Raw genomic sequence first — 12,321 nt, forward strand, 5'->3', positions numbered from 1 at the left:
CCGCCGGTGAGGGACTCCAGACCGGCGTCGATGAGCTCGTCCAGGATCTCCGACGCCGACAGCCCGCTGATCGTCTCGAAGTGGTGGATCTCGGTCGCCGTGAAGGCCTTCAGCGAGACGTTCGGGAGGGCCTTCTTCAGCTCGCTGAGCGACCGTGGGTAGTAGCGCCACGGCAAATTGGGGTGGAGCCCGTTGACGATGTGCAGCTCGGTGAGGTTCTCGCCCTCCATCGCCTTGGCGAGGCGGACGGCCTCCTCGATGCGCATCGTGTACGCGTCCTTCTCGCCCGGCTTGCGCTGGAAGGAGCAGTACGCGCACGACGCGGTGCACACGTTGGTCATGTTGAGGTGCCGGTTGACGTTGAAGTGGACGACGTCACCGTTCTTGCGCGTCCGCACCTCGTGCGCGAGGCCGCCGAGCCACGCCAGGTCGTCCGACTCGTAGAGGGCGATGCCGTCCTCGCGGGTCAGCCGCTCCCCGGAACGGACCTTCTCCTCCAGCTCGCGCTTGAGCCCCACGTCCATGTACGGCCGCCTCCCATACGATTCGTCAACAGGCCCCACCCAAGGTACGCCCCTGCCTACTCGGGCAGATCTCCGACCCGGTTCTCCCACTTCGTGGAGAGCACGATCGTCGTACGGGTCCGCGAGACGCCCTTGGTGCCGGACAGCCGGCGGATCGTCTTCTCCAGGCCGTCCACGTCGTCGACCCGGACCTTGAGCATGTACGAGTCGTCGCCCGCGATGAACCAGCAGTCCTCGATCTCGGCGAGGTCCTTCAGCCGGCGCGCCACGTCCTCGTGGTCGGCGGCGTCGGAGAGCGAGATGCCGATCAGCGCGGTCACGCCGAGTCCGAGCGAGGCGGCGTCGACGGTGGCGCGGTAGCCGGTGATGACGCCCGCCGCCTCCAGCCGGTTGATCCGGTCGGTGACGGAGGGGCCGGAGAGCCCGACGAGGCGGCCGAGCTCGGCGTACGAGGCCCGGCCGTTTTCGCGCAGAGCCTGGATGAGCTGCCTGTCCACGGCGTCCATAGGTATGAAGCCTTCCATTGTCCAGCGATACCGCGAGTTTAGTTATGGAATCTAAGGTACACAGGGGTCGACACCCTGTGAATCTTTCATCGGATCAATCTCAACCATTGGATCAACGAGAAGCGCGGAGCGCCTGCTGCTCCGAGCAGAGTCCGCTGCTCCGAGCAGAGTCCGCTACTCCGAGCGGAGCCCGCTACTCCGATCGGGAGCCACCGAGCTCCCCCTTCCACCGGCGGTACAGCGCGTGCGGCACGCCCGCCGCGTCGAGCACCCGCCCGGCGACGAAGTCCACCAGGTCCTGGATGTGCGTCGCCCCCGCGTAGAACGCCGGGGAGGCGGGCAGCACCACGGCGCCCGCATCGTCCAGCGCCACGAGATGCCGAAGCGTCTGCCCGTTCAGCGGGGTCTCCCGCACCGCGACCACCAGCGGTCGCCGCTCCTTCAGCATCACGCTCGCCGCCCGCTGCAGCAGGTCCTTCGAGAGCCCCAGCGCCACGCCCGCCACCGCGGCCGTCGACGCGGGCACGATCAGCATCCCCTTCACCGGGTACGAGCCCGACGACGGCCCCGCGGCCAGGTCCCCGGCCGCCCAGTACCGCACGTCGTCCACCGGCACGTCGAAGGCGTCGGGCTTCCCGTCCGCGCCCCGGGCCAGCCACTGGGCCAGGTCCTCGCGCCAGTGCGCGTCCCGGAAGGCGATCCCCGTCTCGTCCAGCAGCGTCAGCCGCGAGGCCCGCGACACCACCAGGTCGACGCTCTCCCCCGCCGCCAGCAACCCCCGCAGGACGGAGGCGGCGTACGGCGTCCCGGACGCCCCCGACACGCCGACGACCCAGGGAATGCGCTTGCCGTCGTTCATGATGCGGAGCCTATCCGGCGGGACTACGCGACGAGCCCGCGCACCAGCAGGTCGAGCAGCGCGCAGACGAACAACGTGATCCCGATGAAGCCGTTCGTCGTGAAGAACGCCCGGTTCAGCCGGGACAGGTCGTTCGGCTTCACGATCGTGTGCTCGTAGCAGAACGCCGCCACCACGATCACCAGGCCGGCCCAGAAGAACAGCCCCGCGTCCGTCGCCAGCGCGTACCAGACCAGCAGACCCGTGGTCACCACCGCCGAACCGCGCGCACCCCACAGCGCCGCCGGGACGCCGAACCGGGCCGGCACCGACATCACGCCGTGCGCGCGGTCCGCCTGCACGTCCTGGCAGGCGAAGATCAGGTCGAAGCCGCCGATCCAGACGCCCACCGCGAACCCCAGGATCACCGCCTCCCAGGACCACTCCCCGGTCACCGCGAGCCAGGCCCCGACCGGGCCCATCGCCTGCGCCAGGCCCAGGATCGCGTGCGGGAAGTTCGTGAACCGCTTCCCGTACGGATAGACCACCATCGGCACCACGGCCAGCGGCGCGAGGGCCAGGCAGAGCGGGTTGAGCAGGGCCGCCGCGCCGAGGAACACCACGACGGCGACGCCAGCGCCGGTCCACGCGGAGCGGACCGAGACCGCGCCGGTCACCAGCTCGCGGTTGGCGGTGCGCGGGTTCCGCGCGTCGATCTCCCGGTCGATGATCCGGTTGCAGGCCATCGCGAAGGTGCGCAGACCCACCATGCAGACGGTGACCAGGAACAGCGTCCACCAGTGGATCTGCCGGTCGAGGCGGAACATCGCGGTGAGCGAGGCGATGTAGGCGAAGGGCAGCGCGAAGACCGAGTGCTCGATCATCACCAGGCGCAGGAACGCCTTCGTACGACCCGGCTGTGCGCCGGGTACGGCCGCGGTGGTCACAGGCCGTACTCCTTCCAGCGGCGGTCCACCAGGGCCGCCGTCGCCGGGTCCGACTCCACCATGTCCGGCCAGCCGCCGTCCCGGGTGTAGCCCTCCTCGGGGAGCTTCTTCGTCGCGTCGATGCCCGCCTTGCCGCCCCAGAACTGCTGGTACGAGGCATGGTCGAGGTGGTCGACCGGGCCCTCGACGACCGTGAGGTCGCGGGCGTAGTCGGTGTTGCCGAGCGCCCGCCAGGACACCTCGTGCAGGTCGTGGACGTCGCAGTCCTTGTCGACCACGACGATCAGCTTGGTCAGCGACATCATGTGCGCGCCCCAGATGGCGTGCATGACCTTCTGCGCGTGCTTCGGGTACTTCTTGTCGATCGAGACGATCGCGCAGTTGTGGAAGCCGCCCGACTCCGGCAGGTGGTAGTCCACGATGTCCGGGACGATGATCTTGAGGAGCGGGAGGAAGAAGCGTTCCGTCGCACGCCCCAGCGGGCCGTCCTCCGTCGGCGGCCGGCCGACCACGATCGACTGGATCAGCGGGCGCTTCCGCATCGTGATGCAGTCGATCTTCAGCGCCGGGAACGGCTCCTGCGGCGTGTAGAAGCCGGTGTGGTCCCCGAACGGGCCCTCCGGGAGCACCTCGCCCGGCTCCAGCCAGCCCTCGACGACGACCTCGGCGTTCGCCGGGACCTGCAGCGGGACGGTCTTGCAGTCGACCATCTCGATCCGCTTGCCCTGCACGAAGCCGGCGAACAGGTACTCGTCGATGTCGCCGGGCAGCGGCGCGGTGGAGGCGTACGTGACGGCCGGCGGGCAGCCGAAGGCGATCGCGACCGGCAGCCGCTCGCCGCGCTCGGCGGCGACCGCGTAGTGGTTGCGGCTGTCCTTGTGGATCTGCCAGTGCATGCCGATGGTGCGCTTGTCGTGGCGCTGCAGCCGGTACAGGCCGAGGTTGCGGACCCCGGTCTCCGGGTGCTTGGTGTGGGTCAGGCCCAGGTTGAAGAAGGAGCCGCCGTCCTTCGGCCAGGTGAACAGGGCCGGCAGCAGGTCCAGGTCGACGTCGTCGCCGGTGAGCACGACCTCCTGGACGGGCGCGTTCTCCGACTTCACCTTCTTCGGCGGCACATGGACCATCGAGCCCAGCTTGCCGAAGGCCTCCCGGACGCCGACGAAGCCGTGCGGCAGCTCCGGCTTGAGCAGCCCGCCGATCTTCTCGCTGATCTCCTCGTACGACTTCAGGCCGAGGGCCTTGAGGAGGCGGCGGTCGGTCCCGAAGACGTTCATCGCGAGCGGCATGGCGGCGCCCTTGACGTTCTCGAAGAGGAGCGCCGGACCCCCCGCCTTGTTCACCCGGTCGACGATCTCCCCGACCTCCAGGTACGGATCGACTTCGGCCTTGATGCGCTTGAGGTCGCCCTCGCGCTCCAGCGCCCTGAGCAGCGAGCGGAGATCGTCGTAAGCCATGGCGCCAAGTATCCCTGAGCATTGCTCGCGCTCCCGCCCCGGGGCCGGGCGCGTCTTGCCGGGGGTCCGGGGGTCATCCCCCGGGATGGCACAGCGGTCACGGGCTAGGCTGGAGTTGTCACCGGGGCCGTACGAACGCGCCCCGCCATTGCTTCCAGGGGGCTGTCGCACATGCTCAGGGCGCTGATGTACATCCTGCCGCTGGCGCTGACGATCTACGCGTTCATCGACTGCCTCAACACCCCCGAGGACGAGGCGAAGCACCTGCCGAAGGTGGCGTGGATCTTCATCATCCTGCTCTTCTGGATCGTCGGTCCGATCGTGTGGTTCGCCGCCGGCAAGATGCGCCACGCACCGGCCGGCGGCCGTACGCCGTCCGAATGGCACCGCAACCACCGGCACGAGTGGGTCGCGCCCGACGACAACCCCGACTTCCTGAAGTCGCTCCGCGAGGAGAACAAGAAGGACGAGTCGCTCCTCAAGGACTGGGAGGCGGACCTGCGCCGCCGCGAGGAGGAGCTGAAGAAGCGCGAGCAGGGAGAGGACAAGGACAGCTGATGGAGCTCAGGCTCCTGGTGACCTTCGAGAAGGTCGCCGGCGTCCTGTCCTTCACCCGGGCCGCCGCCGAGCTGAAGTACGCGCAGTCCAGCGTGACCGGGCAGATCCGCTCGCTGGAGTCCTCGCTCGGTGTTGAGCTGTTCGAGCGCCTCGGCAGCCGGATCCGGCTCACCGAGGCCGGCGAGCGGCTGCTGCCGTACGCGCGGCGGATCATCGAGCTGAACGAGGAGGCGCGGGCCGCGGTCGCCGGGGCGGAGGAGCCGGCCGGGACGATCGCGGTCGGCACGATGGAGTCGCTGACCTCGTACCGCCTGCCGCCGCTGCTCGAACTGTTCCACCACCGCTACCCGAAGGTGCGGTTGACGCTGCGGCCCACGCTGGGCGACGCGACCCGGCAGGCGCTGCTCCAGGGGACGTACGACATCGGGTTCCTGATGGAGCCGGAGACCGCGCACCAGGGCCTGGACAGCGAGGTGCTCGCGGTGGAGCCGCTGGTCCTGGTCGCCGCGCCGGGCCATGCGCTGGCGGGGCGGACGGGGCTGAAGAGCGCGGACCTGGCGGCGACGGAGCTGGTCGGGACCGAGCCGGGGTGCCCGTATCGGGACCTGTTCGAGGGCGAACTGCGCGAGTGGGCACCGCCGTTCATGGAGTTCGGCACGATCGAGGCGACGAAGCGCGCGGTGGCGGGCGGGCTCGGGATCGCGCTGCTGCCCCGGATCGCCGTCTCCGAGGAGCTGGCGTCCGGGGCGCTGACGGCCCTCGACTGGGAGGTGCCGTTCACGCTCTTCACGCAGATCGCGTGGCGGCGGGGGAAGCAGCTGCCGAGTCATGTCCGGCTGTTCGTCGAGCAGGCGCGGCGTCTGGTGCGTGAGCAGGCTTCGCCTCAGGAGCAGGCTTCGCCGCAAGCGTCACCTTGAGGCTGGCCAGGACGATCAGCGGGACGCCGAGCGCCTGGACGAGGCCGATGTGGTGCCCGTACACCATCCAGTCGGCGAACATCGCGACCGCGGGGTAGGTGAAGGCGAGCACCGCGATCTTGGCGGTGGGCAGCTTCTGGTAGGCCGCGTACATGAGGACGTACATCACGCCGGTGTGGATGAGGCCGAGGCCGACGAGCCAGCCCCAGCCGCCGCCGAGCTCCGCCGCCGCGCCGAAGTCGGCGAACGGCAACAGCAGCGGGATGCCGACGAGGACCTGCACGAGGGCAATCAGGTGCGGCCGGACGCCGGTGATCCGCTTGGTGACGACGGTCGACAGGGCGTAGAGCACGGCGGCGGCGAGGGCGAGCCCGAGGCCCTTGAGGGACGCGGTGTCCCCCGGCCGGATTCCGGAGACGAGGACGAGCCCGACGAAGGCGACGGCGAGCCAGCCGAACTTCGCGGCGGTGATCCGCTCCCGGAACAGCACCCCGCCGAGCAGCACCAGGAAGAACGGCTGCGTGTGGTAGACGACGGTCGCGAAGGAGATCGAGGTGGCCTCGTACGCCTCGAACAGCAACACCCAGTTGAAGACGATGAACACCCCGCCGAGCGCGGCGAGGCCCAGCTTCTTCGGCGTGAACCCGTGCCCGGTGAAGTACCCCCGCAGGAGGCTGTACGCGCCGAGGGCGGCGGCCCCGAAGAGGCACCGGAAGAACACCACGTTGAACGGGGACGCCCCGGACTCGACGACGAAGATGCCGAGGGTGCCGGACAGCACCATGGCGAGGGTCAGTTCGACGGTTCCCCTGGTCTCGTTTCTCATGGGGACGACGTTACGAACGGGCAGGCCACCCGGTCCACGAGCCAGTGGACACCCCTCCCGATGGCCCCATCGGCCCGGCCGATGGGCGGTCCCGCCGGGAGCCCGCGCTAGCGGTTCCCGTCCTTGGCCCGCTGGGCGAGGCTGTCCTGCGAGGCGACGTACCTGAGCATGAGGCGGGCGAACTCCAGCCGTTCCCGCTCGTCCCAGTCCGCGGTGACGTACTCGTAGGCCTGACGCTGGTGCCGGCCGAAGCGGGTCATCAACTCCTGGCCCTCGGGGCTGAGATGGAGCACCGTGCGGCGGCCGTCCTGCTGGGAGGCCGCCCGGACGAGGTAGCCGGCCGAGATGCAGTCGGAGACCATGCGGCTGGCCACCGAAGGGTCCACGCCCAGGTATTTGCCGACCCCGCCGACCGTGACCTCGCCGGTGTCCTCCTGCTCGGCCTCCAGGACGATCCGGAGCACCAGGGTGCGGCTCAGGTCCTTCTCGGAGATCGGGTCCTCGACCTCCAGGAGTGAGGAGCGCCGGAGCTTCCCGAAGGCCGGGCCCACAGCGTTCAACAGCTCGTCCGCCGTCTCCGGCTCTCGCTTCGTCATGCCCTCATCGTACAGACATGAATGCCTCCCCGAAGGCATGTGTTGACTCTCAAACGTGTGCATGCAAGCATGCATACACCGAACGGCGAGCAACGAACGCCGAACGGCACCTCCCCGCAACGGACTTCGAACGAAGGAGCTTTCCCATGACCACTCTCGTCACCGGCGCCCGCGGCAAGGTCGGCCAGGGCCTCATCGCCCGCCTGCACGCCGCCGGCCACACCGTCCGCGCCGCCAGCGCCCACCCCGCCGAGCTGACCGTCCCCGAGGGCGTCGAGACCGTCGCACTCGCCCTCGACAGCCCCGACGACCTCGATGCCCTCGACACCGCGCTCCGCGGCGTCCGCCAGGTCTTCCTCTACCCCGACCCCGCCGGCATCCACGAGCTGATCAAGGCCGCCGAGGCCGCCGGCGTCGAGCACGTCGTCCTGCTCTCCTCGGCCTCCGTCCTCGGCGCCGACGCCGAGAACGACCCGCTGGCGAGCCACAGCCTCAAGGTCGAGCGCGCCCTCGCCGACTCCGACCTGACCTGCACCTTCCTGCGGCCCGACGCCTTCGCCAGCAACTCCCTCGGCTGGGCGTACTTCGTCGGCAGCTCGCTGCCGGTCCAGCTCGCCTACCCCGACGCGCACATCGCGCCGATCCACCCCGAGGACATCGCCGACATCGCCTTCGAGGCCCTGGCCGGCGACTCCCTCACCGGCCGCGCGATCACCCTCACCGGCCCCGAGTCGCTCACCTTCCGCGAGCAGCTCGCCGTCCTCTCCGACGCCGTCGGCCGCACCATCCCCGTCGAGGACATCTCCCGCGCCGAAGCCGAGCAGCAGATGGGCCGCTTCATGCCCCCGACCATGGTCGCCTCGCTGCTCGACCTGTGGGCCGCCGCCTCCCACGGCCCCGCCACCGTCGCCGACACCACCGAGTCCCTGCTCGGCCGCCCCGCCCGCACCTACCGCGAGTGGGCCCGCGAGAACGCCGCGGCCTTCACCGCACAGCAGTGATCCACCGTCCACCGCACCGCTCATCGGCCGGTCCGACGACCGGCCCCCCACCACCACCCGAAGGACTCCTGCCATGTCCCTTACGCGTGCCCCCGCCGACACCGCCGCCCCGCCCGACCCCGACCGCCGCCGGTGGGCCGTCCTCGCCGTCGTCCTGTTCGCCGCCGTCCTCGACCTCCTCGACGCGACGATCACCAACATCGCCGCCCCGACCATCGCCGCCGACCTGGGCGGCGGCGAATCCCTCGTCCAGTGGCTCGGCGCCGGATACGCCCTGTCCATGGGCGTCCTGCTGGTGGTCGGCGGGCGGCTCGGCGACAAGTACGGCCGTCGCCGGCTGTTCCTGACCGGCCTCACCGGCTTCACCCTCGCCTCCGTCGCCTGCGGACTCGCCTTCGACCCCGCCTCCGTCATCGGCTTCCGCCTGCTCCAGGGAGCCTTCGGCGCCCTGGTCATCCCGCAGGGCTTCGGCATCCTCGGCGCGGTTTTCCCGCCGAAGGAGATCGGCAAGGCGTTCGGCGTCTTCGCCCCCTGCCTCGGACTGTCCGCGATCAGCGGCCCGGTCCTCGCCGGCCTCCTCATCGACTCCTTCGGCTGGCGCTCCATGTTCCTGATCAACATCGTGCTCGGCGGCCTGGCGATCGTCCTCGCCGTCCGCCTCCTGCCCCGCGACACCGGCGACCGGGCCGTCACACTCGACGGCCCCGGATCCGCCCTGCTCGCCGCGACGATGCTCGGCCTGCTGCACGGTCTGATCGACGGCGCCGCCCACGGCTGGACCCTCGTCCCGGTCCTCTCCCTCGCCGCCGGCACCGGCTTCTTCGCCCTGTTCTGCCTGCGCCAGCGCCACACCGCCGCCCCGCTGATCGAACCGTCGCTGCTGCGCAACCGCGGCTTCACCTCCGGCCTGATCCTCGGCCTGGTCTTCTACGCGGCGGTCGCCGGCCTGCTCTTCGTCCTCTCCCTGTACCTCCAGGACGGCCTGCACCGCTCGCCGACCGGCGCCTCGCTCGGCCTCGCCCCCGTCGCCGCCGGCATCATCGTCGCCTCGATCGCCGCACACGGCCTCAAGGCCCGCCTCGGCCGCGTCCTGATCCTCGTCGGCCTGCTGCTCACGCTCACCGGCACCCTGGCCCTGCTCGCACTCGTGCACACCACCACCCCGACGACCTGGACGCTGCTCGTCCCGGTGTTCGTCACCGGACTCGGCCTCGGCGCCTGCTTCGGCACGATCTACGAGGTCACCCTCGGCGACATCGCCCCGAAGGAGGCGGGCAGCGCCTCCGGTTCGCTGAACGCCGTCTCCCAGCTGGCCAACAGCATCGGCGCCGCGGCCGTCACCACCCTGTACTTCCGCACCTCCGGCGCCCCCGCGGACGCCGCCGGCCACAGCCTCGCCCTGGTCGCCGCCGCCGTCCTCGTCTGCTGCGCCCTCGTCCGCCTGCTGCCCCGCACGGCGCAGTCCCACCACCGCCAGGCGTGACGCCACCCCCCGCCGGGGAAGAGTCGAGGACATGGAAGCCATGGAGAACGGGGCCGAGACCCGCGCCCGGCAGTGGCTCGACGTCGCCCTCGCGGAGGCGCGGGCCGGGCGCGCCGAAGGTGGAATTCCGATCGGGGCCGCCCTCTACGCGGCCGACGGAACGCTCCTCGGCCGCGGCCGCAACCGCCGGGTGCAGGACGGCGACCCGTCCCTGCACGCGGAGACCGCCGCCTTCCGGGCCGCCGGACGGCAGCGCTCGTACCGGGGGACGACCATGGTGACGACGCTCTCGCCCTGCTGGTACTGCTCCGGCCTGGTGCGGCAGTTCGGGATCTCGCGCTTGGTCATCGGGGAGGCGGAGACCTTCCACGGCGGGCACGACTGGCTGGCGGAGCACGGGGTCGAGGTGGTCGTGCTCGACGACCTCGAATGCGCCGCGCTCATGCGGGAGTTCATCGAGAAGCATCCGGCACTGTGGAACGAGGACATCGGCGATGAGTGAGGCGAGCCTTCCGACGATCGATCTGACCCGCGATCCGGACGGGCAGCTGCCCGCCGTCGACCGCGCCCTGCGCGAGGCCGGGTTCCTGCTGGTCACCGGGCATGGGGTGGACCCGGAGCTGCGGGCCCGGATCCGCGCGGCGGCGCGGGAGTTCTTCCACCTCCCGCCCGCCGTCAAGGAGCCGTACGCGGTGAAGGTCGGCGGGCGGGGGTGGCTCGGGCCGGGCGCGGAGGCCAACGGGTACGCGGAGGGCACGGCGACCCCGCCCGACCTGAAGGAGTCGCTGTCCTTCGCGGCGGACGAGCCGACCGGGAACGCGGCGGTGGACGCCGAGTGGTTCCTGCCGAACACCTGGCCCGCCGAGGTCCCCGAGCTCAAACCCCTGGTGGAGAGCTATCTGCGGCAGATGCGGGAGCTGTCCGACCGGATCCTGGACCTGCTCGGCACGGCGCTCGGCGAGGGGGCCGACTTCTTCACCCGGCACACCGGGCACCCCACCTTCGGCTTCAACGTCAACTGGTACCCGGGCCGGGAGCGGACCGGCGACCCGGAGCCGGGGCAGTTCCGGATCGGTCCGCACACCGACTTCGGCACCGTCACCGTCCTGGACCGGCAGGCCGGCAAGGGCGGGCTCCAGGTGTACACGGACTCCCACGGCTGGCAGGACGCCCCGTACGACCCGGCCACCTTCACCGTCAACATCGGGGATCTGATGGCGAGTTGGACCGGCGGGCGGTGGCGCTCGGGCCGCCACCGGGTGCTGCCGCCGCCGGCCGACGCGCCCGGCGAGGAGCTGATGTCGCTGGTGTACTTCTACGAGTGCGACCCCGGGACCACGATCCACGGCATCGAGTCCCACAGCTACCTGCGCGCGCAGCTCGACGCGATCACGGCTGGGTGACAACTCGTTCACACTCTGTGCGAAACCTTGGCGTGTTCCCAACACCCGGTCGATAAGCTGGACTTGACGCTGTGACGGGGCACGTCCCGTGGGGACACAGGGGGGTGGCGGGTGGACAGAGAGCTGTACGGCCGCGAGGCGGTCCTGACCGAGACCGGGCTCGCCGCCCGGCTCATCGGTCTCGCCCCGCACGGCTTCGCCCGCGTCGCCTACGAGCACGGCGACGACCCGCCGGTCACCGTCTTCACCGGCGGCCGCGGCATGGGGAAGACCGCGCTGCTCAAGCAGCTCCGCAACGCCTACCGGGAGGCCACCCCGCTCGCGCTGCTCGACTGCGCGCGCATCGAGCCGCCCGCCGACCACGGGCCCGGCTGGAACCCGCTGACCGGCGCGCTGACCGAGATCGCCGTGCAGCTGTCGCCGAAGGTGCACGCGGCCAAGCCGGTGCAGTTCCCCCGGCTGTCCCTCGGGCTCGTCGCGGTCGCCTCGATCGGCTGGTCGCAGGAGGACGACGAGCGGGCGCGGCGCGACCTGCAGCGGCTCGGGCCGGTCCTGTCGACCGTCGACGCGACCAAGGGCGCGGCGGCGAACTGGGTCACCAAGGTGCTCTCCAAGCTGGCCGCGCGGGCCGCCGAGACCACCGCGCCGATGGCCGGGCTGCTCGCCGAGGCGACCGTGGAGACCGTCCTGGAGGAGGTGTTCGGCCGCTTCCAGCAGCGCGCCGACGCCTGGTACGGCTCCTACCGCAACGCGGGCGGCCGCGGGAAGGCCGGGCTGCAGCAGCTCGCCGTCGACTTCGAGCAGGGCGGCCGGCGCCGCCGCGAGGCCGAGGACTTCCTGGTCGGCGCGATGATCGAGGACCTCGGCCGGGCCTACACCGGACTGACCCGCGCCGGCACCCGCCGCGGCCGCCCGGTGCTGCTGCTCGACAACGCCCACGAGCCGCTCGGCCGCCGCCTGATCGAGCCGCTGCTGCGCGCCCGCGCCGACGGCCGGCGCGACCGGGTCGTGGTCCTCGCCGCCTCCCGGGTCCGCGACCACGACGCCATCCGGCACGCCACCCGGCTGCGGCTGCCGGAGACCGCGCACCGCGCGCCCTGCCCGCGCGGCACGGACGTCACCTCCGGGATCCTCGCGGTCGAGCTGACCCCGCTCTCCGCCGCCCAGACCCAGTCCGCGTTCGACCGGCTCGACCCGGCCGGCCGGACCCCCGCCGAACTCGCCCGCGGCGTCCACCGGCTGACCGGCGGCCGCCCGCTGGGCGTGGC

12 protein-coding genes and 2 pseudogenes are annotated in these 12,321 nt (G+C 71.3%); 7 read left to right on the forward strand and 7 right to left on the reverse strand.

Annotation, left to right across the window (positions count from 1 at the left end; translation table 11 throughout):
• From VIU94_RS40515 to VIU94_RS40535, 5 genes are all read right to left on the reverse strand, one after another.
• On the reverse strand, nt 1-524 hold a 524-nt coding region (locus tag VIU94_RS40515), incomplete at its 3' end, for a radical SAM protein (RefSeq protein ID WP_331919954.1).
• 56 nt (nt 525-580) lie between these two features.
• Entirely contained in the window at nt 581-1,030 is a 450-nt protein-coding gene (locus tag VIU94_RS40520) for an Lrp/AsnC family transcriptional regulator (RefSeq protein ID WP_331919956.1), read from the reverse strand.
• Between the two features lie 193 nt (nt 1,031-1,223).
• On the reverse strand, nt 1,224-1,889 hold the full coding sequence (locus VIU94_RS40525; protein ID WP_331919958.1) for a UbiX family flavin prenyltransferase: 666 nt from the start codon (nt 1,887-1,889) through the stop codon (nt 1,224-1,226).
• A 23-nt stretch (nt 1,890-1,912) separates the two neighbouring features.
• A complete protein-coding gene (mqnP, locus tag VIU94_RS40530; protein WP_331919960.1) occupies nt 1,913-2,815 on the reverse strand; it encodes a menaquinone biosynthesis prenyltransferase MqnP in 903 nt (300 codons plus the stop codon).
• A complete protein-coding gene (locus tag VIU94_RS40535; RefSeq protein WP_331919962.1) occupies nt 2,812-4,269 on the reverse strand; it encodes a menaquinone biosynthesis decarboxylase in 1,458 nt (485 codons plus the stop codon). The genes mqnP and VIU94_RS40535 overlap by 4 nt, the downstream gene beginning before the upstream one ends.
• A gap of 171 nt (nt 4,270-4,440) precedes the next feature.
• On the opposite strand from VIU94_RS40535, the gene VIU94_RS40540 reads away from it, so the two are divergent.
• A complete protein-coding gene (locus tag VIU94_RS40540; RefSeq protein WP_331919964.1) occupies nt 4,441-4,827 on the forward strand; it encodes a PLD nuclease N-terminal domain-containing protein in 387 nt (128 codons plus the stop codon).
• Nucleotides 4,827-5,702: pseudogene (locus VIU94_RS40545) on the forward strand (LysR family transcriptional regulator); the annotation flags it as partial. The gene VIU94_RS40540 and the pseudogene VIU94_RS40545, both read left to right, overlap by 1 nt.
• On the opposite strand, the gene VIU94_RS40550 reads toward VIU94_RS40545, so the two are convergent.
• Nucleotides 5,614-6,570, reverse strand: coding sequence for a DMT family transporter (locus VIU94_RS40550; protein ID WP_331919966.1), 957 nt, complete (start codon nt 6,568-6,570; stop codon nt 5,614-5,616). The pseudogene VIU94_RS40545 and the gene VIU94_RS40550 sit on opposite strands and share 89 nt — an antisense overlap.
• A 107-nt stretch (nt 6,571-6,677) precedes the next feature.
• Nucleotides 6,678-7,166 carry a MarR family winged helix-turn-helix transcriptional regulator gene (locus VIU94_RS40555; RefSeq protein ID WP_331919968.1) on the reverse strand — a complete coding sequence of 163 codons (489 nt, stop codon included), beginning with the start codon at nt 7,164-7,166 and terminating at the stop codon, nt 6,678-6,680.
• Nucleotides 7,167-7,312: 146 nt separating this feature from the next.
• On the opposite strand from VIU94_RS40555, the gene VIU94_RS40560 reads away from it, so the two are divergent.
• The 5 genes and pseudogenes from VIU94_RS40560 to VIU94_RS40580 form a co-directional block, all read left to right on the forward strand.
• Complete coding sequence (locus VIU94_RS40560; protein ID WP_331919970.1) at nt 7,313-8,167, forward strand: NAD(P)H-binding protein; 855 nt, start codon at nt 7,313-7,315, stop codon at nt 8,165-8,167.
• A 73-nt stretch (nt 8,168-8,240) separates the two neighbouring features.
• The gene (locus VIU94_RS40565) at nt 8,241-9,650 is read left to right on the forward strand and encodes an MFS transporter (RefSeq protein ID WP_331919972.1); all 1,410 of its coding nucleotides are present in this window, start codon (nt 8,241-8,243) and stop codon (nt 9,648-9,650) included.
• Nucleotides 9,651-9,681: 31 nt separating this feature from the next.
• Nucleotides 9,682-10,152 carry a nucleoside deaminase gene (locus VIU94_RS40570; protein ID WP_414721096.1) on the forward strand — a complete coding sequence of 157 codons (471 nt, stop codon included), beginning with the start codon at nt 9,682-9,684 and terminating at the stop codon, nt 10,150-10,152.
• Nucleotides 10,145-11,053 (forward strand): isopenicillin N synthase family dioxygenase, encoded by a 909-nt coding sequence (locus VIU94_RS40575; RefSeq protein ID WP_331919974.1) that lies wholly within the window; start codon nt 10,145-10,147, stop codon nt 11,051-11,053. Before VIU94_RS40570 ends, VIU94_RS40575 begins: the two co-directional genes overlap by 8 nt.
• Before the next feature lie 111 nt (nt 11,054-11,164).
• A pseudogene (locus tag VIU94_RS40580) lies at nt 11,165-12,321 on the forward strand (hypothetical protein); the annotation flags it as partial.

The organism is Streptomyces sp. (assembly GCF_036566765.1).
In the GTDB taxonomy this organism is placed as follows: domain Bacteria; phylum Actinomycetota; class Actinomycetes; order Streptomycetales; family Streptomycetaceae; genus Streptomyces.

Bases quoted from the DNA above. Each gene is read 5' to 3' on its own strand.
- VIU94_RS40525 (WP_331919958.1), bottom strand. From the start codon at position 1,889: ATGAACGACGGCAAGCGCATTCCCTGGGTCGTCGGCGTGTCGGGGGCG.
- VIU94_RS40540 (WP_331919964.1), top strand. From the start codon at position 4,441: ATGCTCAGGGCGCTGATGTACATCCTGCCGCTGGCGCTGACGATCTAC.
- VIU94_RS40570 (WP_414721096.1), top strand. From the start codon at position 9,682: ATGGAAGCCATGGAGAACGGGGCCGAGACCCGCGCCCGGCAGTGGCTC.
- VIU94_RS40555 (WP_331919968.1), bottom strand. From the start codon at position 7,166: ATGACGAAGCGAGAGCCGGAGACGGCGGACGAGCTGTTGAACGCTGTG.
- VIU94_RS40535 (WP_331919962.1), bottom strand. From the start codon at position 4,269: ATGGCTTACGACGATCTCCGCTCGCTGCTCAGGGCGCTGGAGCGCGAG.
- VIU94_RS40575 (WP_331919974.1), top strand. From the start codon at position 10,145: ATGAGTGAGGCGAGCCTTCCGACGATCGATCTGACCCGCGATCCGGAC.
- VIU94_RS40565 (WP_331919972.1), top strand. From the start codon at position 8,241: ATGTCCCTTACGCGTGCCCCCGCCGACACCGCCGCCCCGCCCGACCCC.
- VIU94_RS40560 (WP_331919970.1), top strand. From the start codon at position 7,313: ATGACCACTCTCGTCACCGGCGCCCGCGGCAAGGTCGGCCAGGGCCTC.
- VIU94_RS40550 (WP_331919966.1), bottom strand. From the start codon at position 6,570: ATGAGAAACGAGACCAGGGGAACCGTCGAACTGACCCTCGCCATGGTG.
- VIU94_RS40520 (WP_331919956.1), bottom strand. From the start codon at position 1,030: ATGGACGCCGTGGACAGGCAGCTCATCCAGGCTCTGCGCGAAAACGGC.